Annotated in this window: 19 protein-coding genes; 6 read left to right on the top strand and 13 right to left on the bottom strand. The window is 51.9% G+C overall.

Annotated features, from left to right (window positions below; genetic code table 11):
- Positions 1–71 precede the first annotated feature (71 nt).
- Positions 72–884: a VOC family protein gene (locus BM412_RS26845; RefSeq protein ID WP_091224778.1), complete on the top strand. Its 813-nt coding sequence runs from the start codon at positions 72–74 to the stop codon at positions 882–884.
- Between the two features lie 51 nt (positions 885–935).
- Here BM412_RS26845 and BM412_RS26840 read toward each other — a convergent pair whose 3' ends face one another.
- From BM412_RS26840 to BM412_RS26825, 4 genes are all read right to left on the bottom strand, one after another.
- Positions 936–1280 carry a zinc ribbon domain-containing protein YjdM gene (locus BM412_RS26840; RefSeq protein WP_091224777.1) on the bottom strand — a complete coding sequence of 115 codons (345 nt, stop codon included), beginning with the start codon at positions 1278–1280 and terminating at the stop codon, positions 936–938.
- 102 nt (positions 1281–1382) lie between these two features.
- A complete protein-coding gene (locus BM412_RS26835; protein WP_091224776.1) occupies positions 1383–1832 on the bottom strand; it encodes an SRPBCC family protein in 450 nt (149 codons plus the stop codon).
- 9 nt (positions 1833–1841) lie between these two features.
- On the bottom strand, positions 1842–2177 hold the full coding sequence (locus BM412_RS26830) for a MerR family transcriptional regulator (RefSeq protein ID WP_091224775.1): 336 nt from the start codon (positions 2175–2177) through the stop codon (positions 1842–1844).
- Between the two features lie 151 nt (positions 2178–2328).
- The gene (locus tag BM412_RS26825) at positions 2329–3504 is read right to left on the bottom strand and encodes a YhgE/Pip domain-containing protein (protein ID WP_143111710.1); all 1176 of its coding nucleotides are present in this window, start codon (positions 3502–3504) and stop codon (positions 2329–2331) included.
- Positions 3505–3699: 195 nt separating this feature from the next.
- Here BM412_RS26825 and BM412_RS26820 point away from each other — a divergent pair, with 195 nt between their 5' ends.
- Positions 3700–4308, top strand: coding sequence for a TetR/AcrR family transcriptional regulator (locus tag BM412_RS26820; RefSeq protein WP_177246110.1), 609 nt, complete (start codon positions 3700–3702; stop codon positions 4306–4308).
- A 97-nt stretch (positions 4309–4405) separates the two neighbouring features.
- On the opposite strand, the gene BM412_RS26815 is transcribed toward BM412_RS26820, so the two are convergent.
- A complete protein-coding gene (locus BM412_RS26815) occupies positions 4406–5137 on the bottom strand; it encodes a class I SAM-dependent methyltransferase (protein ID WP_091224773.1) in 732 nt (243 codons plus the stop codon).
- A 212-nt stretch (positions 5138–5349) separates the two neighbouring features.
- Between BM412_RS26815 and BM412_RS26810 the strand changes: the two genes are divergently transcribed.
- Complete coding sequence (locus BM412_RS26810; RefSeq protein ID WP_091225071.1) at positions 5350–5862, top strand: Crp/Fnr family transcriptional regulator; 513 nt, start codon at positions 5350–5352, stop codon at positions 5860–5862.
- Positions 5863–5874: 12 nt separating this feature from the next.
- On the opposite strand, the gene hmpA is transcribed toward BM412_RS26810, so the two are convergent.
- The 3 genes from hmpA to BM412_RS26795 form a co-directional block, all read right to left on the bottom strand.
- Positions 5875–7143: an NO-inducible flavohemoprotein gene (gene hmpA, locus BM412_RS26805; RefSeq protein WP_091225070.1), complete on the bottom strand. Its 1269-nt coding sequence runs from the start codon at positions 7141–7143 to the stop codon at positions 5875–5877.
- A 160-nt stretch (positions 7144–7303) separates the two neighbouring features.
- Entirely contained in the window at positions 7304–8893 is a 1590-nt protein-coding gene (locus BM412_RS26800) for a histidine kinase N-terminal 7TM domain-containing diguanylate cyclase (RefSeq protein ID WP_091224772.1), read from the bottom strand.
- 46 nt (positions 8894–8939) lie between these two features.
- Positions 8940–9812: an endonuclease/exonuclease/phosphatase family protein gene (locus tag BM412_RS26795; protein ID WP_091224771.1), complete on the bottom strand. Its 873-nt coding sequence runs from the start codon at positions 9810–9812 to the stop codon at positions 8940–8942.
- A gap of 123 nt (positions 9813–9935) precedes the next feature.
- On the opposite strand from BM412_RS26795, the gene BM412_RS26790 reads away from it, so the two are divergent.
- Entirely contained in the window at positions 9936–10715 is a 780-nt protein-coding gene (locus tag BM412_RS26790; protein ID WP_091224770.1) for a DeoR/GlpR family DNA-binding transcription regulator, read from the top strand.
- A gap of 1 nt (position 10716) precedes the next feature.
- Here BM412_RS26790 and BM412_RS26785 read toward each other — a convergent pair whose 3' ends face one another.
- Together BM412_RS26785 and BM412_RS26780 are read right to left on the bottom strand one after the other, a co-directional pair.
- Positions 10717–11568: a DMT family transporter gene (locus tag BM412_RS26785; RefSeq protein WP_091224769.1), complete on the bottom strand. Its 852-nt coding sequence runs from the start codon at positions 11566–11568 to the stop codon at positions 10717–10719.
- Position 11569: 1 nt separating this feature from the next.
- Positions 11570–12400, bottom strand: coding sequence for an alkaline phosphatase family protein (locus BM412_RS26780; protein WP_091224768.1), 831 nt, complete (start codon positions 12398–12400; stop codon positions 11570–11572).
- A gap of 225 nt (positions 12401–12625) precedes the next feature.
- Here BM412_RS26780 and BM412_RS26775 point away from each other — a divergent pair, with 225 nt between their 5' ends.
- Positions 12626–13405 carry a sporulation protein gene (locus BM412_RS26775; protein WP_091224767.1) on the top strand — a complete coding sequence of 260 codons (780 nt, stop codon included), beginning with the start codon at positions 12626–12628 and terminating at the stop codon, positions 13403–13405.
- 54 nt (positions 13406–13459) lie between these two features.
- Here the strand turns inward: BM412_RS26775 and BM412_RS26770 are convergent, their stop codons facing one another.
- From BM412_RS26770 to BM412_RS26760, 3 genes are all read right to left on the bottom strand, one after another.
- Positions 13460–15943: an ATP-binding protein gene (locus tag BM412_RS26770; RefSeq protein WP_091224766.1), complete on the bottom strand. Its 2484-nt coding sequence runs from the start codon at positions 15941–15943 to the stop codon at positions 13460–13462.
- Positions 15944–16124: 181 nt separating this feature from the next.
- Complete coding sequence (gene cysI, locus BM412_RS26765) at positions 16125–17846, bottom strand: assimilatory sulfite reductase (NADPH) hemoprotein subunit (RefSeq protein ID WP_091224765.1); 1722 nt, start codon at positions 17844–17846, stop codon at positions 16125–16127.
- Between the two features lie 35 nt (positions 17847–17881).
- Entirely contained in the window at positions 17882–19699 is a 1818-nt protein-coding gene (locus BM412_RS26760) for an assimilatory sulfite reductase (NADPH) flavoprotein subunit (RefSeq protein ID WP_091224764.1), read from the bottom strand.
- 495 nt (positions 19700–20194) lie between these two features.
- On the opposite strand from BM412_RS26760, the gene BM412_RS26755 reads away from it, so the two are divergent.
- Positions 20195–20371, top strand: coding sequence for a carbon storage regulator (locus BM412_RS26755; protein ID WP_091224763.1), 177 nt, complete (start codon positions 20195–20197; stop codon positions 20369–20371).
- Positions 20372–20499 lie beyond the last annotated feature (128 nt).

Here is a 20499-nt window from a genome sequence, read left to right as displayed (position 1 = left end):
TTTTTATGTTAAGGATTGCCAACTTTACATACATAAATGTATTATAAGTGTATAAAGGGAGGCGGATAGTTATGGTGACCCATTTCTCTCGTTTGCAGCTGCACACCTTCTCGATACAAGGCGTGAAGCAGTTTTACCACGAACAGCTTGCTTTTCCCATTTCCCATGAGTCGGACACCGAGATCCACTTTCAGCCGCTACCTTCGATTACGCTCTGCTTCACGGAAGGGTTAGAGCCTAACGCTCCGGCCCATATCGCTTTCGAAGTGGCGGCTTCCGGCTTCGATGCCGCAGTAAGCTGGCTGCGCAATCAGCATGTAACGCTCCTCAAGTGGCCGGACGGCCGCATTATGGATGCGTTCGATTCGGCAGGAAGGAACGTCTACTTCCGCGATGGCGACGGCAACTTGCTCGAAATCATCTGCCACTCCTATGTACAGGAAGGCATCCTTCCGCCGATCGGAGAGATGAGCCTCCTCTATCTCCGGGAAGTTGGCATGCCGGTGGAGGCTGACGCCGTCATTTCGTTTCGGGAACAGCTCGTGCGGCTGATGGACTTTGGGCTTGATAAAGTATTCGATAATTTCACGTTTGCCATTGGGGGAACGGCCCATGCGATCATTGTATCCAAAGCGCGAAAATGGATTCCCATCGCAATGACTGCTCTGCCGCCCGCAATAAGCATAAGCTTCGGCGTGAGCAGCATCGATTTTCTTGAGGGAGTTAAGACGCGGCTTGCTGCCGAAGGTATCCCGTTCGAATCGGACGCTCCGGAGTGCGTTAGCTTCCGGCTGTATTCGTATCCGGTTTGCCTTGAGCTCACTGACTTTGGAGCAGATGTGCCTGCCTGTCTGCAACTGCCGCTCGCTCGCCTGAAGACCTGACAAAAAAGCCCCTGCTCGTAATGAGCAGGGGCTTTATCATTTGTAGCCGGGCTAAATTTTCTTCACAAATTCGGATTTTAGCTTCATCGCGCCGAACCCGTCGATTTTGCAGTCGATATCGTGATCGCCATCCATTAACCGGATATTCTTCACCTTCGTGCCAATCTTAACGACAAGAGAAGTCCCTTTCACCTTCAAATCCTTGATGACCGATACGGAATCACCGTCGTTTAGAACGTTGCCATTGGCGTCTTTGATCACCCGGCCAGCATCTTCCGCTTGCTCGGCTTCCGATGCGGTATTCCACTCATGCGCGCATTCCGGGCAGACGAACTGAATTCCGTCCTCGTACGTGTATTCGGAGTTGCATTGCGGACAATTAGGTAAAGTAGACAAAGTTAGAAGCTCCATTCATCTTGTGATTGTCCGTTTATTTTGTCACAGCGCGTCTGAAATGGCAACCGATCTTACAGCCCCGCGCGCAGCAAGTGGCGTTCCTTATTTCCTCGCTTCTTGCTCCACAAGCGCCATAAACTCATGTACGACTTTCAAATTCGCCTTCTGACTGCCAAGCTTAAGCATAGCCCGTCCGACGAAGTTGACTCCTTTGTTTTCCCCTTCATAGATGAAGGCTGTGCGGGCATCGTCAACCCTTGCTAATGTGAACGTGAGCGTAATCTCAAAAGCTTTGCCTAATACGAAGTGGATCGTTTTTCGCTTGGTATGGGGCTTGTCCTCGTACGCCAAGGTGTCGACGACATACGTTTCGACGCGCTTACCCTCCCGATATTTCTGACGATGCTTGGCTCCCGCTTCCTTCTCGGACTTCTCGATTAGCGTATGCTCCTCAACCTTCGGCATAATCCGTTTGATATTCCGATCCGCGAATAGCTCCCACACCTTCTCGATTGGCGCATGAATCGTCGTTTCTTCTTTCCATGTCAGCATAGTTGTCCGTTACTCCCTTCCCGATGCCAGAAATTCGTCAATCTCCTCCGCTTGCAGCAGAAGATCCCTTATTTGCGACTGTATCTTGTCCCGCTTCTGTTCCAGCAACCCTTCCAGATGGGCAAAGGACTCGTCGTTCATGACCGCGCTCATCTCCTGAATCGTACAGCCGAACCGTCTTAATTTGGTAAGCAGCACCGCTATAAAATAACTGCCGTCGTCGTAGTACCGATAATTGTTCGAGGGATCAATATACACGGGCTCCAGCAGCTTCACTTCCGCGTAATAACGCAGCGTTTCCTTGCTAAGCCCGGTCATTTCCGAGAACGCGCTGATCTTGTACATGTATCTCCTCCCTCTCCCAGCATAAACCGTGTGGTGCACCACAGTGTCAATGGATGTCCGTATTTCCGTATTGATCATAATTTGCGCCAAAAAAAAGCGACCAAACCGGAATATTGGAATCCGATTCAGTCACTTTAATGGAGAACCTTACTTACATAGAACTATCCAACGTCGGCGCTGCCTTCTTGGGTTTGAGTACAGATGCGGCCGCCACCACCATGCAAATGCCGGATAACCAGCCAAGCACCTGATACGTGCCGTTCATGTTCGTACCGTCGAAGTACATGACCGATCGCAGACCGGTTGCAACGAAGCGCAGCGGTGTCCAGCTGTACAGCCAATCCTTCGCAAGAGCCGGCAGCATCTCAGGCGCCATATTGATGACCGGCATCGAGAAGAAGAATAACAGCACCATGAGCGGAACCGCCGGCATGCCAATCCAACGCAGCAATGTCGTTTGGAACAGGAAGAATGCCGATCCGGCTAATAAGAGGAATAACCATAGCTGCGTCCGGTCCGAAAGCTCCATGCCGTACCAGGAGCCCGACATCCATACGAGAAAAGCCGTTGCCCCCGTGACGATAACAAGGCCCGCTACAAGCTTAGTCAGAACGATACGCATATGTCCGCCGCCGGCTTTCACCGCTTGCTGCGACGCTAAGAACAGCGTTATGCTGACTGCCAGGCAGCTGAGCCACATCATCTGGGTCAGCAGCAGCGGCGCGTTGCCGCTGGCATTGTTAGCGCCTACGGGATGCACAATCTGCGAGCTGACCGTGAACGGCTCAATAAGTGCGCCGGCGGCCGTTACCGGGATGGCATCGGTGTGTTTCCCGATCTCTGCCAACAGCTGCGTCGACAGCTGAATGCCGACTTTATCCATCGCTACCTGCAGCAGCATGTTCACTGTACCCGCTACTTGCGCGTTCTTCCCTTCGCTGACATAGATCTGCAGCTGCGCGGGCTGCGGCGCAGCGGTTTGCAGCGAGAGCAGACCCGCGCTAAGATCCGCCGGCAGGATGAGCGCACCGTAGTATTTCTGCTCATCGATTCCTGCCAGCGCCTCCTCCTTCGAGCCCACAATCTCCCACTTAATTGGCAGCTGCGTCTGCTGGGTCATCTTCTCCTTTAACGTCTCGCCAACGGCCAGCTTGTTGCCGTCCGGCTGATCGACCGGCTGATCCAAGACGACCAGCGCAACCGGCAGCTCCTTCGGAGCCGCTCCCGCAGCCGGCCCGATCATCGCCACCCCAAATACCATAAGCACGGCCAGCACAGCTACCGCGCCGATCCATACTAATTTCTGCTTCAGTAAATTTGTATGCAAATTTGCCACTCCTTTTTAATGGACATCGTGTTGAATAATGGTCACCGTGTTTATTATAATGATTTGAAGTGAGAACTCAATAATCAACATCCGACGTTTCTGTCGCTTATTGAACACATGCCAACGCCGCTGTTCATTTGGAGCGAAAATTCATCTAAAACAACTATTTTATTGCAGAAAGGGTTGCTTGTACGCATGTCTCAGAAAACCGATCCCCGCATCGAGCGGACCAAAGATATGCTGCGCAGCGCACTGATTGAGCTTATTGAAGAGAAAGGCTTCGAATCGATTACCGTGCGGGATTTGACGCTTAAAGCCGGGCTCAATCGGGGAACCTTCTACTTGCACTACCACGATAAGTTCGATCTGCTGGAGCAGTGCAAATCGGAGATCTGGAGAGGCTTCGAAGAACGGATTCAGCACGCCAATCCGGAGCTGCTGCTCCAATATGTGGAGCGCGATGAGGCGTATCCGTTTATGGTCGATGTATTCCGTTTCTTGCGGGAGAATGGCGATTTCTTCAGGGTCATGATGGGCCCGAAAGGTGATCCATCGTTTAATCTCCGCTACAAAGAACTCATGCTTAAGCATCTCTATAACAAGCTGATGCTGCTGCAGCCAGAGGATCATAAGCTGCTCGTGCCGCGCGATTTTCTCACGGCCTATATTATCTCTGCCAACTTTGGCGTCATGCAGCACTGGCTGGAAACCGGGATGGTTCATACCCCGCACGAAATGGCCTTAATCATCTCTCGCATCATGCGCCGCGGCCCGCTGCGCATGACCGGCGTTCTGGACGGGTAGTGCTGACTCCCTCCGCAAAAAAGCTGTCCCATTAGAGTCACAAGACACTCTTCTGGGACAGCTTCTTTGTATGCATGCAATCGCAGGCAACCGAACACTATTTCTGCGCAGCAATCAGCAGAAAAATCGGACGGCGGGTCTCATCCCGCATGTCCGGATAGGCAGCGATCGCTTCCTTCGTCGGCTGCGGCTCCGACAGCTGCCTGATGGTGAAGCCGGCCTCGATCAGCTGGTTGATGATCGTCGCGACCGTGCGGTGGTACTTCACGACGTCATTGTCCAGAAACCTCGTTTGCCGCATGCCTTCCTGCTGGTAATCATCAACCGGCCAGTGCATCCGCTCCCCTGCGGGACCGTAATGCCAATCCTGCGCAGCGCGTGCCGTGAACACCGGATGCTCCACCGAAAGAATAAAGCTGCCTCCCGGCGCAAGGTACTCGTGGATTTTGCGGCAGACGATATCGAAACGTTCGACGTAATGCAGAGCAAGCGAGCTGATGACGACATCGAACTGCTCCGCGGCGAACGCGATATCCTCAATCGCAAGCTGAAGATACTCAATCCCCGGATCATGCTCGAACGCCTTGGCGCGCGCAAGCATCATCTCGGACAGATCCACGCCGATTACGGAGCTTGCCTGCATCTCGCGCGCATACCGGCAATGCCATCCGAAGCCGCAGCCAAGGTCCAGCACCCGCTTTCCTTGCAGGTCAGGCATAAGAGCCCGCAGTGCCGGCCACTCCCCGGCCGCTTCAAGCCCGCCGATGGAACGAGGCATTTGATTGTACTTGGCGAAGAAGTCCGGATCATCGTATTTGTTCTGTTTCATCAGAGGTTCCCCCTTGCAGCAAATTACTTCAAGTATAGAGAGTGGGAACGTGAGGGTACAAGTATTTTTGTTGCCACATAATGCGGGCTATGCTGCAGGCCCCCTCCTATGAATCCTTGTACTTGCTTACGCCCATGAAGTCAGGCCCGCATCAGATCGGTTATACTAAAATAAAAAAATGCCGGCAAGCGCCGGCATTCACTGAGGTAATGATGATTATACACAAAGGCGAAACCTTATTCCGTCAGGGGGAATCCGGCCCCCTCTACCACCTGAAGAGCGGCTTGCTCAAGATTGTTCGCGTCCATCAGGATGGCTCGCAAATTTTGGTCAATATTATCGTACCGGACGAAATCATTCCGCATCATTCCTTAATCAGCCCTAATCCTTATTACGGCACTGCGATTGCGCTCGTCACTTGCGAAATCGATTGTTTGCCAGCCGAGACTTGGTACGCCGAGCTTGAACAAAATCCGGGGCAATGCCGCGACATCGCCCTTAAGCTGCAGGACAAGCTGCGCATGATGCAGCAGCGAATTGACCAACTCACCGAGGTTGCTCCGGCAGAGAAGCTGCGTAAGCTGCAGGCTTGGTTTCAAGCTTACATCTCTCCCTACTCCTTATCCGATGTGCTGACACAGGATGAGATCGGGCAGTTTCTCGGGCTGCGCCGGGAAACCATTAATCGGCTGCTGCGCAGCCAATCCGAAGGAGAAACCAAGTAGGCAGGCGACCCGTTATCCTTGCGCAGCAGCCGTTTCCTGCGGCTGCGCCGTCGTTTCCGGTGCAGCCTCTAAGCTGCCGCTAGGTCCGAAGAACTCATAATGAATATCCTCCGGGGCGACTCCCCACTCCTTCAAGAGGCCAAACACCATTCTCATAAACGGCTCCGGACCGCAGAAGTAGAAGCTCGCATCCTTCGTCGGCACGACGTCTTGGAGCCACGGCAGGTCGATATAACCTTCTTTATGAAAAGCTTGCGCGGCCCGGTCGTCTTCGGTTGGTTTGTCGTAACACCAGTACAACGATACCTGCGATGCGCGTGAAGCCAGCTCTTCTACTTCGGTTCGCAACGCATGCACAGAGGCATTTTGCGCGGCATGGATGAACGTAACCGGACGATCCGAATGGCTTTCTGTCAAGGTGGATAGCATACTCACTAGAGGCGTTAAACCGACGCCGCCGCTTATCAAGACAACCGGCCTTGTATCCATGCGATCTAACGTGAAGTGGCCCGCAGGTGCCGACAGCCACAGTACGTCCGCTTGGTTGATCTGCTCATGCAAGTATCTCGATACCTTCCCTCCGGGTCTGTTCGGGAATTCGTCTTCGCGTTTGACCGAAATGCGGTAATACGATTTACCCGGACCACCGGATAAGCTGTACTGTCGAATATGCGTGTAAGTCTCCCCGGGAATATGCACCTTAACGCTCACATACTGCCCCGGCTCGAAAGCAGGAAGTGCGCCTCCATCCTCCGGTACCAGATAGAAGGATGTAATGACCTCACTCTCTTGCACCTTCCTCGCCACGCGAAATGCCCTATAGTCCGCCCAACCGCCATTTTGCTGCTCCGCCTGTTTGTACATTTCGGCTTCCGTTTCGATAAAGACATTCGCGATGATCCCATAGGCTTCCGCCCAGGCGCCTAATATCTCTTCCGTTGCCGCATCACCCAGCACTTCCTTGATCGCTGTCAGCAGCATTTGGCCGACAATGGGATAATGCTCTGCTTTGACGCCAAGGCTGCGATGTTTGTGGGCGATTTGCTTCACTGCCGGCAGAATCATCTCCAGCTTATCGATGTGAAGCGCAGCCGCATACACCGCATTGGCCAGTGCCGTCTGCTGCCTGCCCTTGGTTTGATTGGCATGATTGAACATATGAAGCAGCTCGGGATGAGCGGTAAACAGCAGCTGATAGAATCGCTTTGTAATCGTCGTGCCATGGACCTCTAATACCGGTACGGTTGATTTGATAATATCGATTGTTTGCTTGCTTAGCATGGTCAGTTCCTCGCTTTCGTCACTTGGAATAATCCAAGTATACAAGGCCGCCTCCCGAAGTCGATGTGATTACAATCACAGCAATTCGCAACGATCTGTGAAGATGCGGACAGCAAAAAAGCCACCTATACGGCGGCTCTCTCTCTGCTCTACATTCTCTCTACACCAAGACAGTCCGGTTCGCAACACGCACCGTATTCCGCCCCGCATGCTTGGCCTCATACAAGGCACGATCCGCAGCCTTCAGCAGCTGCTTCATATCATGCCAGTCGTCCGTTCCAGCTTCACCGCTCACCACAGCAACGCCAAAACTCGCCGTTACCGCTAAGAATCCCTTCGGCGCTGCCGATAACGCCATTGGCTGACTGACAAGCTCATTCCGAATCCGGTGCGCCTCAGCTTCCGCTTCCTCAAGCGATAAACCCGGCATCATCACAACGAATTCCTCGCCGCCATAACGAGCAAGCACATCTTCCGCGCGCAGCACATTGCGGCATACACCGACTACGTGAAGGAGTGCACGGTCACCGACATCATGTCCATAAGTGTCATTAATCCGTTTAAAGTGGTCGATATCGAATAACAGCAGCGCAAGCGGCTCTCCGTTCAATAACGATTCCGCCAGCAGCTTCTCGCTCAGCTGCAAGAAATGCGTCCGATTATAGATCCCCGTAAGGCCATCGTGAAAAGCCAGCTCATGCAATCGCTGCTGCAGCCGCACGCGTTCGGAAACATCGATGAGCACAATCAGCTTGCCCGTTTCCTGACCGCCCTTCTTCCTGACGACGGATGCCCGAATATCGTAGTAGTAGGATTGGCCATCCTTCTCCCACAACGTTTCTTGCGTGCTCTGCGAGTCCGTTTCCTCAATGAGGGTACTGTCCGTATGCTGGCGCCATAATGGCTCGATCGATCGCCCAAGCGAATACGTCGATAACTCCGGCATCACCTGCGCGGCGGCCGGGTTGTAATCGACCAGCCGATTGTTCATATCCAGCACGAGTACGCCATCGCTCATGCTCTCGAACAGATTATCCCGCGCAATCGGCGCCACGTTCATCAATCCGCGCGAAGCGAGTGCCCACATATACAGCGCAGAGGTGCCGGCCATAATAACCGGAATCGGGTCAATCCCCTGCGGCGTCAAATTACCGAGGTATGCAAAATCACCCGCAAGCGGCAGCAGCAGCCCGACCAGCATCGTAATGTGCTGAAGCCTGTAAGCCGACTTCATGCGGCCCCAATACAGCAGCAGCAGCGCAACGCCGCCGAACATGCAGCCAAACGTATATGCGCCTTGGATGATGTACCAAGGTCCCGCGTTCAGATCGACCTTCAAGAAACCTAGTTCCGGCCTAATCGTGATGGACCGATAATACAGATGATGCATTTCGTTCGACATCACGAGCGCAACGGTCACAAGCGGCATGATGAACAATCCCGCGCGCAAAGTGGGCTTCAAATAACGCTCCATGCCGAGAAAATACATAATGAGCAGCAGATTGATGGGAGGCAGAAACGGCATCCCGATGTATTCCACCTTAATCCAGAATGTGATCTCTTCCAGTGATCCGGCAGACAGCTCCAGCGCGGAGCCGAATATATAAACGGCAGACAGCAAGCAGTGCGCGACAAAGGTCTTCGACATCGACTGCTTCGCACGATTCGTTAAGATGTAAATCCCCATAATGACATTAATGACGCCGGCCGTAACCATCAACGTTAGAATAGCCGAATAAGGCGTTCCCATTCCCTATGCACTCCACTCGGAATCTGAACGATTCCTTAATATCATCTTACGCCGTTGCGATTTGGAAGGTCGACACAACCGCCGCATGATCGGACGGCCATTCATTATCCTCATGGCTGCCGAACCCCTTCGGCTCGCCAACGACAAACACTTCGGCGTTCACAACCGTCACGCGGGAACCATGATAGTAGATAAAATCAATGCGGTCCTGCGGCTCAAACGGGTTATCTCCCCAGGGATGCTCCGGCGTATGGACCGTCGACCATGTAAGACCGGGCATCGCTGCCGGATCGGGGTGCACCATGCGGTAAGAATCCAGAAGCCCCGCCTCTTCCGCCATTGCGCTTACCGGCCATCGTACGACATACCCTTCATGCAGCGACTTCGTATCATCGCCCCAATCGAGATGGGATGGCGCGTTGAAATCGCCCATGAGGAACAGCGGCATATCCGATGCCAGATGAGGGGCAAGGTCACGCAGAACCAGCTCAAGCTCTCTACCGCGGGCCTCTTGCTCCATGGCCACAATCTCGTCTACGGGTTTATGATCGAACAAAGCCCAATACGGACCGTAAGGATCATAATATAAATGGGCATCGGCAATGAGAACGACTTGTCCGGAGGGCAGCTGAATGTGAGTAAGGACCGCGCTCATGCCATCGACATGGACGGCTTCGATGATGGGATATTTACTAATAACGCTGCAGTTTGCCCGGCCTTCTTGGTTCTGGTAATAATGCCAGCCCAGCTTCTCCGCCACTGCTTTGCCGGGATCCGGCGTTTCCTGAAACCCTACGATATCCGCACCGGACAGCTCTACGGCCCGGGCGATTTTGTTTACGCCGTCATGAACGGCCTCGCCGCCCAGCCATGTGTTGAATGTCATGATTTTTATTGTATCTGTCGTCGTTTGTGTCACGCTTACATCTCCCCTTTTCGACTATTTTAACGAATCGCGTCGGATTTGGAAATACAGGAGAACGTCCTGCCGGTTTTTCTGCTAAAATGACACTTAGTAGAGCACATGCTGGAGGTGTCTTAGATGTCCTTAATCGGCGAAGAACGCAAACAGAAAATACTGGATCTGCTTGAGCTGAACGGTAATGTATCTTCAACTGAATTGGTGCAGCTATTCGACGTGTCGAAGGAAACGGTGCGCAGATATTTGGATGAACTCGAAGGACAAGCTAAGCTGAAGAAGGTCTACGGCGGCGCTGTTAAGCCTTCCGTCATCTTTGAGGAATCGCCTTATTTGGAGCGAATCACGCTCAAGCGCGAGGAGAAAAATCAAATAGGCCGGCAAGCGGCCGGCCTCATTCGTGATGGTGAAGTGATCTTTCTCGATGAAGGAACGACGCTGCTGACCGTCATTCCGCATTTGACGCAAACCGGCTTAACGGTGCTGACCCATTCGTTTCCCGCTGCTACCCTATTGATGGAACAGCAGAATCAAGGTCGCTTCGATGGCCGAATCTTGTTTCTCGGCGGGGAGATCAGCGCTTTGCATGCCCGCTGCGCAGGCTCCATGACTGAAACGGCTCTTGGCCATTATTATATCGATAAAGCATTCATTTCCGTTGATGGCATCCACGCCGAAGCCGGTCTTACCAGCTTGGACGACAGCAAGTCCGCCGTATCCCGCAAGGCGATCTCCCATGCTACTGAGGTCATTGTAGCCGCGGATTATACGAAACTCGGGCATCGCTTTCCCTATAAGCTCGGCGATCTGGAGGATGTAACGTTTATCCTATGCAACCAAGCGCCGCCGACGGATTGGGACGAGGCACTCGCCAAACATCCCCTGCGTTGGATCACGCCTTAGCCTAACCGAATAGGCTGATGACCACAATCGCGGTCGCAATCGTAGCGGAGGATGCAATTCGTTTCATCCCCTGCTGCTCTTTCAGCACCATGATGCCAAGCAAGGTTGCGAAGACCGTACCAATCTCCCGAACCGGAGAAATGTGAGCCATTGGCGCCAGATTCATCGCAAATAAGAATAACAAGTACGAACCCGGCGAAAGCACGGCGCCCATAAGGATGACTCTCCAATTCGCCTTCAGCTCGACCTTCCACTTTCCTGAACGCAGCACAGCCGGTGTCAAGGCCAGCAGGAAACCCAGATTGCCCAGACAAAGCAGTTCAGGCGGCGATAAATAGTCGAGCGTCAATTTGTCCACGAATACATAGCAGGTTGTACATAACCCCACCCCAAACGCAACGAGAATGGGCTTAGATGACCGCGCTCTCTTGCTCCTTCGAAACGACCAATCACTGATGATGAAGAAACTGACGATCATGCAGAGGATGCCAAACCAACCCCATACAGACAACGATTCGCCAAGAAAAGCAACGCCGATCGTCGGTACGAGCAGTGTTGACGTCCCTCTCATGATGGGATACATTTGCGACAAATCCCCAAGATCATAGGCTTTGGTCAGCATAAAGGCGTAGCAGCCTTGGATCAGCATCGTGATGAGAATAAGCACATATGCCTGCCATGGCAGCGCTTTGCTTATCAGCTTGCTTACAACGAGCGGAATCAGGAAGATTGTCGTTGGAATAAGGATAATCCATAAGAAAGCCGCCTTGTTCAAGCTTCGTTTGGCAAACAAATTCCATACGGCGTGTGTAAGTCCGGAGAACAGCACTAGGAAAACAGCGAATACCAGCATGCTATTCTACCCCAGCCGTGCCGAATAGATGCCGCGGCAGCTTCGCTTCCCATGATACAGGTGCTGCAAGTCCCAGTGCATGGGCGACAACCGCAGCCGTGTCCGTAATGACAATCGGCTCCGAAATGGTTGTTCCAGGCTCAATGCCCGGGCCGGCCGCTACCCAGAAAATCGTTTTGTCCAGCGGATGGTCGCTGCCGTGGTCGGTATCGACTTCCCCGCCGCCGCCATGATCGGATACGACGATGATGAGACTGTCGTTCAGCGCATTCGCTTGCTCAAGCGCATCCAGGATGACGCCTGTATTGGTATCCGTTTCTTCGATGCTGCGCAGCTGTTCGGGCGTATTGTAGCCATGCTTATGACCGGCTATATCCGGTAAATCCAAGTGAACGTACAGCAGCTGGAAATCAGAATGGTTACTAATATAGTCAGCCGTTGCCAAGGCAATCTCTCGATCGGGCATTGATACCTTGTGTACGCCGATATTCGGTTCAATAATGCCATAGTTGATAGGCTCCCATGCGCTGAACGAGGCAAGCTTGACACTCGTGTCTGCTTCGCGGGCGATTCGGAAAATGGAAGGATAAGGCGAATCTTCAGGGAATAGCTGCTTCTCGGCCTTCGAGTTCGTTAATCCATGTTTATCGGGGCTCACGCCATGCATCAGCGCCCCCCAGCATTCTGCGCTGATCGTAGGCGAAGCCGTTTGCGCATCGAATGAAACAGCTCCCCTGCTGATCAAGCGATCTAAATGAGGTGTTGAAGCAGCTTGCACGAAATTCCCGGCTCCATCCCAACCGATAATGACGACCCGCTTAATGACTCCCATAGTTCATTAATCCCCCTGTATAAATATGCTATGTAGTTCTCTTTAAGCATACTCATTCCGCCAAGTAAATTCAATACAAAACAACCAAATTCAACTAAAGGCACATCTATATTTTTATCGGCCAGCCTTCACTCGCAAAAAAGAGTCCGCCTATGAAACCTCCGTTGTCCTCTCGTCGTATCAGATCATTGAATACGTACAATTATAAGGAGGCGTTCTATCACAATGTCTATGTTTAAACGCATGCTGGCAAGCGTCGGAATCGGTGCAGCGCAAGTCGATCTCATGCTTCACGAGGATGAGGTGCAGGCAGGGGATACTCTTAGCGGCGTTGTCCGGATTCAAGGCGGCCGTGTAGCTCAGCAGGTCGATGACGTCTACGCCTTCGTTATGACACGATATGTTAAGGAACATAATGATACGAAGATAGAGGAAGAAGCTCCCATAGCCAAATTTCTACTCGCCGGCAAGTTTACGGTTGAAGCTGAGCAAGTCTATGAGTTTCCCGTATCCTTCCAGCTGCCGGTAAATACGCCGGTTACGATGGGCAGAACGCCGGTATGGATTCAAACGGGGCTGGAAATCAAGGAAGCCATTGACCCCAAGGATCGGGATCAGCTTCAAGTGAATCCTCACCCGTATTCCGCGGTTGTACTGGATGCCGTTCGCCAGCTCGGCTTCCGCATTCGCGAAGTCACCTGCCAATACGCGCCACAATACGGCAGAATTGCGGGACTGTCCTTCGTGCAAGAATTCGAATTCATTCCCACCTCGGAGTTCCGAGGCCAGCTTGATGAGCTGGAAATCGTGTTTTATCCCGATGCGGACGGGGTTGATTTGCTGCTGCAGATCGATCGCAAGGCGCGCGGCCTATCCGGCTTGTTCTCCGAAGCCTTTGACACCGACGAGCGTTACGTCAAGCTTCGCTTCGACCGCAATCACCTGGCTTCCGGCGCAAGCTATGTTGCCGACCAGCTTGCGGATACGATTCGCCGATATATCTAGCTCAGCCCTAATGAAAAAGGCGGCAGCAAGGCCTCCCTTGCGCCGCCTTTCCTATTATTTGCGAAGCCATTTGTCCAGCGCGGCCAGCAATTGCGCCTTGATAAAGGGCTTCGTCGTAATATCATCAATGCCTGCCTGATAGTACAGCTCATGATTATCCGAGAACACGTCCGCCGTTAAAGCGATAATCGGTAAATGCCTGAATCGTGGATTGGCCCGGATATGCCTGGTGGCCTCGCAGCCATCCATCTCCGGCATATGGATGTCCATAAGAATGGCATCCCACTGACCGGGTTCGGATTGCTCCAGCACCCGGAGAGCCTCGTAGCCATTGCTCGCTACTTCAATATCATAATGGCTCCCTGTCAGTATTTCTCTCGCTATGATTTGATTGATTTCATTATCCTCAACGAGCAGAATACGCCCTTTAAGCTGCCTATCCGGCTGATCCCCTTGTTCCTCAACATTCTCGGCAGCCATCGCCGCAGCAATACCGGATAGCGCTGTAAGATCATCTCTGTCCGGCGCAAGCTCCTCCAGCGGTACCACGAACGAGAACGTGCTCCCCTTCCCTTGCTCGCTGATCACTTCAAGCTGACCGCCCATCGTCTCCACCAGCAGCTTGCAGATGGCAAGACCAAGTCCGGTACCGCCGTATTTGCGGCTGGTCGAGCTGTCGGCCTGCGTGAAGGATCGGAATAGCAGCGGGAGCTGCGCTTCGGAAATGCCAATTCCCGTATCTTGAACAGAGAACCGCAGCATCTTATTCGATTTGGACGCCGTCGTCTCGACTTCGACCGCAACGCGAATGAAGCCGCGATCCGTAAATTTACTCGCATTGCCGCATAGATTGAGCATGACCTGCTCTAATCGGAGCGGATCTCCCATGATGCGGTCCGGGCAATCCTCAGAGACATCGAATATACGCGTAATCGGCTTGCCTTCGACCATTAATGACGTCATGTGCATCAATTTATCCAGGAAGCCGTGAAGGGAAATCGGAATGCGCTCCAGTTCGATTTTGCCTGCTTCGATTTTGGAAAAGTCCAAGATATCGTTAATAATGACCATCAGCGCATCGGAGGCAGAGCCCATTCTGGATACATAATTTTGCTGAATCGGGGTAAGGTCCGTCTTCATCAGTAAGCCGTTTAACCCAATAATGCCGCTAAGCGGCGTACGAATTTCATGGCTCATCGTGGCTAGAAAATGGCTCTTGGCTTGATTCGATTCATCGGCCGCTTTCCGTTGGTAGAGCTCCGTATTATCGTGAATGGTCACGGTAACCCCTTTAACCTCTTGAAAATAATCATAATACGGCGAAAGCGTAAGGCTGTATATCTTGTTCTGCTTCAGCTGTACCTGCCGCACCTCAAGCTCTTGCGTCTTCCGCTCCTCAATTGCTTGTTGGAAGCTCCGCTCCCATTCTTCCAGATACCCGTCCAACAAGATATCCGTCAGTTTGTGCCCGACGATCTGATCCCGCTGCAGCTGCAGCTCCTCGCACATCTTCTGATTCACCGAAGCAATGGTACCGTCCGGACGAAAGCTCAGAATAAAATCCTGCGAGTTCTCTACGAGCGTACGATACCGCTCTTCCTTCTCCGTAACCTGCTGCTCCGCTCGTTTACGCTCCGTGATATCTATAACCGAACCGATCCATTCCCTTACGGTCCCCTCTTCCATAACAGGACAAACGGTAATTAAGAGATGGAATGCCGACACCACTGCTTCGCAGGTCAATTTCTCGGTGATCGCCACAGCCGTAAGATTACGCTGCAAGAAAGCAAATAGGGACACCTCTTGAAGCGGTTTTCCAACAAAGTCCTCCGGGGTCATTCCCATCTCTTCAAGCAGCTGACCCTCAGCCAAAGTAAACCTATAAGTACCGGATTCATTGGTGATTTTGAACGTAAATCCGGATTGCAGCCTTAGAATACCATGCAGCTCTTGCTGCATTTCTTTGATTCTATGGTTCAAGCTGCGATTGCGCCGGAAGTAATGAAGCAGATACGCGGCCAATATGCCGCTAAGCAAGTTAATCAGCAGGTAAGGAGCCACTCTTGGCAGGAACGGAAGGTCAAACACGACATAGAAGTCGATAAAAAAGAAGACTTCCAAATAAATCAGGAAGACGGTCCATTTGAGCACGTAAGAGCGCACCTTGGCGGCGATGATCGCACTTCCGACGGATATACATGCGGCCACCGTGAACACCACCATGAACGCGGAAGGGTCTTCTATCGTTCGGAACAGTACCGTAATCGCGCTGGTGACGGTTACTGCAATGGGGCCCCCATAGAGTGCGGACATAAATATAGCGATATTACGCACATCAAGCACGACATTGGATTGCAAATGAATGCCTGAGAAGATCAGAATGATGCCAAATGCACCATGTAATACGCCAACATGCACCTGATACCGCCATGAAGGCTTTCGCACTTTTCCTAACCTGGTAAACAGCTGTCCGGACACAAAAGTAAATACAAAAAGAATCGAGGTGTTTACGATCAAATCACGAATAAACGGGGTCATTGGTTGTCACTGGCTCCTAGTTGTCCCATAATTCTATCTCCGATATCACGCTGATCATGAATAGAATAAACACATTCGACAAAAACAGACAAATCCCTCTTCAACATTCAATGTAAAAGTGATTTTAACAAAAAACGGTCGCACATGGCGACCGTCAGGCACTATTAATGAATCAATGGTATTAAGCGTGGAAATCCAGACCCGAAACCACTTCTTTTACATATTCGCCGCGAATACAGAAGTCGCCGAAATGCTCGCCTTCATTCCGTTCTTTCGCATAATGGAGCAATATCGGTTTCAGCTCATTCAGAATTTCCGTTTCGCCGATATTCTCGCGATATAGCTTGTTAAGTCGGTTACCGGAATGCCCGCCGCCCAAGTACATGTTGTACTTGCCCGGTGCTTTACCGATGAACGAGATTTCTGCCAATGCAGGGCGCGCGCAGCCGTTCGGACAACCGGTCATGCGAATGACGATTTCCTCTTCGCGCAGTCCCGCTTCATCCAGTATCAATTCAAGCTTATCCAGCAGGGAAGGCATATAACGCTCCGACTCCGCCATAGCCAGACCACAGGTTGGCAGCGCTACGCAGGCCATCGCGTTTCGGCGCAGTGCAGAATACTCAGCCCCATCCGTAAGCCCGTAGGTTTCAATAAGCTGCTCCAGTTTCTTCTTCTTCTGACTCGATACGTTGCCGATAATCAAATTCTGGTTAGGCGTAAGGCGGAAATCCCCTGTATGAATCTTGGCGATCTCGCGCAGGCAAGTCATCAGCTGATAGCCGTCCTCGTCCTTCACGCGGCCATTCTGAATGAACAACGTATAATGCCACTTGTTGTTGCTTCCCTTGACCCAGCCGTAACGATCCCCATTATGGTCAAAATGATACGAGCGCGCTTCTTCCAGCTTCCAGCCCAGTCGTTGCTGCAGCTCATCGACGAACCACTCAATGCCGCGGTCATCGATCGTATACTTGAAGCGAGCATGCTTACGCACTGCACGGTCGCCGTAGTCCCGCTGGATCATAACCGTTTTCTCCGCGAGATCGACCGCTTGCTCCGGTTTAATAAAGCCGATTACCCGTGCCACCTGCGGATATGTCTTCGGATCGCCGTGCGACATTCCCATACCGCCGCCAACCGCTACGTTGAAGCCCAATAAGCGGCCATTTTCGTGAATGGCGATATAGCCCAGATCTTGCGAGAAGACGTCCACTTCGTTAGCCGGCGGGACGGCTATACCGATCTTGAACTTCCGCGGCAAGTAAACCGGTCCGTAAATCGGCTCCTGCTCCACGCCGTCACGGCTGTCGACCACTTTCTCTTCATTCAGCCAAAGCTCATGATAAGCGCGAGTATGCGGATCCAGATGACTGCTCACCTTCTGCGCCCATTCTTGTACTTGCTCATGAACCTCGGATTGATACGGATTCGGGTTGCACATGACATTACGGTTTACATCGCCGCATGCAGCCAGTGTGCTTAGCAGCTCTTCATTTACTTCCTGGATGACGGATTTCATATTCCACTTAATAACACCGTGAAGTTGGAAGGACTGCCGCGTCGTTAAACGAATCGTGCCATTGGCATGACGCTGTGCAATTCGGTCCATCATGAGCCATTGCTCCGGGGTTACGATACCGCCTGCAGCCCGTACGCGAACCATAAACTGATAGGCAGGTTCAAGCTTCTGCTTGTTCCGCTCATTGCGCACATCACGGTCATCCTGCATGTAGCTGCCGTGAAACTTCATTAATCGGTTATCATCCTCGGAAATAGAACCTGTAATCCGATCCTGCAGCGTATCCTCTAACGTTCCCCGCAGATAATCGCTTCTGCGTTTAATATCTTCCACGTCGCTATGCGGCGCACTGTTTGCTGATAGTAGATTATTATCCGACATGTCTCTGCCTCCCTCGCTCTCTTGGATCTCCCTGATTAGTAGACGTCCCGTTGATAACGTTTATCCTGCTGCATCTTCATCAGGTACGCTTCCGCTTCTTCTTGGCTGAGGGAGCCTTCCTGCTTCAGGATGGTGATTAATGCCGCTTGCACGTCATGCGCCATCTTCTTCTCGTCTCCGCAGATGTAGACGGCAGCCCCTTCTTCCAACCACTGATACAGCTCTTTGCTTTTCTCCAGCATGCGGTGCTGCACGTAGACCTTCTCTGCAGTATCCCGTGAGAATGCAACGTCCATGCGCGTTAGCACGCCTTCCTTCAGCCAACGCTGCCATTCCACTTGATAGAGGAAGTCCGATGCGAAATGCTGATCCCCATAGAACAACCAAGTCTTGCCCGCTGCGCCATTCTCCTCGCGTTCACCTAGGAATGCACGGAAAGGCGCGACGCCTGTGCCCGGTCCAATCATAATAATCGGGGTTTCCGAATTGGATGGCAGCTTGAAGTTCGGATTGTCCTGAACAAATACCGATACGGACTGCCCCGGCTCAAGGCGCTCTGACACATAGGTCGAGCACACGCCATACCGCACTCGGCCGGAAGCGGTGTAATGTACCTTGCGGATGGTCAAATGCACTTCATCCGGATAAGCCTTCGAGCTGCTGGCGATAGAGTAAAGTCTCGGCGGGATGCGTCTTAGCAGCGCCAGGAAGCTAACCGCCGGCACGCCTTCCAGATCATAATCCTGTACCAGGTCGAGCAGATCGCGTCCTTTCATGTATGCTTTCAGCTCTTGTTCCTGACCGGCGGCCAGAAGCTCTTCCAGGCCGGTTCCGGGCGTAAGTGCAACGATTTGTTCGAGCAGCGGCTTCGTCAGCACGGTAATTTCATAATAGCTAGTCAGAGCCTCTCTTATTGAGCGCTCCTCATTAATCTTAGGAAGTGTAATAAGATCATCCGGTGACCATCCCATAGCAGCAATCAGTTCATCGACAAGTCTCGGATGATTGTGCGGATATACGCCTAAGCTGTCGCCCGGTTCGTAGTGGATGCCGGAATCTTCAAGAGAGATCTCCAGATGGCGGGTCTCCCGGTCCGATCCGCGTCCGTTTAAGTTTAAATTCTCCAGCACGGCAGCTTGAAACGGGTTCGACCTTGAATAGTCCGAAACCGCTCCTTCCAAGGCAGCGGAAGCGGCCGCAGGCACCTGAACAGTTGCTGAAGCCTGCCCCAGCGAAGCGAGAACGCTCTCAATCCATTGGTTCGCCGCTTCGTCGAAATCAACGTCACAGTCCACGCGTGGCGCAATTCTCTTGCCGCCTAGCTCCTCCAGCCGCTGATCGAAGTCTCTGCCTGTTTTGCAGAAGAATTCATAGGACGTGTCGCCCAGAGCAAGCACCGAGAACGGCAATCCTTCTAATTGAGGCGCTCGCTTGCTGTGCAGAAACTCATAGAACGAAATCGCATTGTCCGGCGGATCTCCTTCTCCGTGCGTGCTAACGAGGATGAAGAGATTTTGCACCTTCTTAAGCGTGTTCGCTTTAAAATCAATCATGGAAGCTTGCGTCACCTGAAAGCCTTGATCCTGCAGTTTGCCGGACAATTTCTTGGCCAGCTTGTGGCTGTTCCCTGTTTGTGATCCGTAGAGCACGGTTACCTCTTTGGAAATCGCCGGTGCACTCGCAGCCTGGGCCGGAGCTTGCAATGTCGTCGTCGACGCCGATACCGCAGTGACCGATATCGCCGATAGATAACCGCTCAGCCAAATCTTCTGCCCCTCTGTCAGTGTAGGCATTAATCGATTAAGCAAATCCACTTGATCCTGTTGAAAAGGACTGTTTGTTACTTGAAACATGTTCCCTACACACCTCGCTCTCGTATGAGTGATGAATTATTCCGTTCATTCGGGTACGATTTCTTACCTTGATTCCTTTAACGTATCATGTGCGGCCAATAGTAACAAGACAGATGATTTTATAGCATTCATAAGCTTTTGCAATAAACGCATATTAAGGCTCCCTAGGGTCCCTAAATTTTTTTCGAATTTCATCAAAAAACGCTAATAAAAAATAAAATGCTGTCGATATATTGGGTAAAGCATCTCATATTACACTCATGGACGAGTGAATAAGCATGGTAGTTATTCCGGAGAAGATCCGAATAGCTGCCCGCCTATTTACTCGTCCTTTTGCTGTCTGATCATGTTTGCCCAGTCTTCGCTAGGTTTAATGCAGAACATCATAAGACTTATGGATGAGCAAATAAGTCGATTGTCAGTCTTCAGGATGAAGATGGGCATCGACGTATTTGCTCATCTTTTTTTTCTACTAACTTCTAAGGAGAGAAGTGCATGCTCGTACTAGGGAGAAAACCAGGGGAATACATCATGATCGACAACAACATTATGGTGAAAGTAGTCAAGAGCGATGAGGGGCACTTGCGTTTAGCCATTGATGCACCTAAACATATTTCAATCGTTCGCGGAGAACTGGTTGACGAGAAACTTGCGAAACAACAGAAACAGTAAGTAATGCATGACCTTCCACTTAAGGACGAGTGGTTCAAATCAGGGAGGATAGGGAAGAGGCAGACAATTCATTGGCAGGATCAGCGCGCGACCCGGCAGCGAATTGGAAGCACATCTTTATTGTCTCA

The organism is Paenibacillus sp. BC26, from assembly GCF_900116125.1.
Classification (GTDB): Bacteria; Bacillota; Bacilli; order Paenibacillales; family Paenibacillaceae; genus Paenibacillus_Z; species Paenibacillus_Z lignilyticus.
This window is presented reverse-complemented; position numbering and strand designations above follow the sequence as displayed.

Excerpts from the sequence above, each read along its gene's own strand:
- BM412_RS26845 (WP_091224778.1), top strand. The coding sequence starts at position 72 with ATGGTGACCCATTTCTCTCGTTTGCAGCTGCACACCTTCTCGATACAA.
- BM412_RS26835 (WP_091224776.1), bottom strand. The coding sequence starts at position 1,832 with ATGCTGACATGGAAAGAAGAAACGACGATTCATGCGCCAATCGAGAAG.
- BM412_RS26830 (WP_091224775.1), bottom strand. The coding sequence starts at position 2,177 with ATGTACAAGATCAGCGCGTTCTCGGAAATGACCGGGCTTAGCAAGGAA.
- BM412_RS26820 (WP_177246110.1), top strand. The coding sequence starts at position 3,700 with ATGTCTCAGAAAACCGATCCCCGCATCGAGCGGACCAAAGATATGCTG.
- BM412_RS26815 (WP_091224773.1), bottom strand. The coding sequence starts at position 5,137 with ATGAAACAGAACAAATACGATGATCCGGACTTCTTCGCCAAGTACAAT.
- BM412_RS26810 (WP_091225071.1), top strand. The coding sequence starts at position 5,350 with ATGATTATACACAAAGGCGAAACCTTATTCCGTCAGGGGGAATCCGGC.
- hmpA (WP_091225070.1), bottom strand. The coding sequence starts at position 7,143 with ATGCTAAGCAAGCAAACAATCGATATTATCAAATCAACCGTACCGGTA.
- BM412_RS26800 (WP_091224772.1), bottom strand. The coding sequence starts at position 8,893 with ATGGGAACGCCTTATTCGGCTATTCTAACGTTGATGGTTACGGCCGGC.
- BM412_RS26790 (WP_091224770.1), top strand. The coding sequence starts at position 9,936 with ATGTCCTTAATCGGCGAAGAACGCAAACAGAAAATACTGGATCTGCTT.
- BM412_RS26785 (WP_091224769.1), bottom strand. The coding sequence starts at position 11,568 with ATGCTGGTATTCGCTGTTTTCCTAGTGCTGTTCTCCGGACTTACACAC.
- BM412_RS26780 (WP_091224768.1), bottom strand. The coding sequence starts at position 12,400 with ATGGGAGTCATTAAGCGGGTCGTCATTATCGGTTGGGATGGAGCCGGG.
- BM412_RS26775 (WP_091224767.1), top strand. The coding sequence starts at position 12,626 with ATGTCTATGTTTAAACGCATGCTGGCAAGCGTCGGAATCGGTGCAGCG.
- BM412_RS26770 (WP_091224766.1), bottom strand. The coding sequence starts at position 15,943 with ATGACCCCGTTTATTCGTGATTTGATCGTAAACACCTCGATTCTTTTT.
- cysI (WP_091224765.1), bottom strand. The coding sequence starts at position 17,846 with ATGTCGGATAATAATCTACTATCAGCAAACAGTGCGCCGCATAGCGAC.
- BM412_RS26760 (WP_091224764.1), bottom strand. The coding sequence starts at position 19,699 with ATGTTTCAAGTAACAAACAGTCCTTTTCAACAGGATCAAGTGGATTTG.
- BM412_RS26755 (WP_091224763.1), top strand. The coding sequence starts at position 20,195 with ATGCTCGTACTAGGGAGAAAACCAGGGGAATACATCATGATCGACAAC.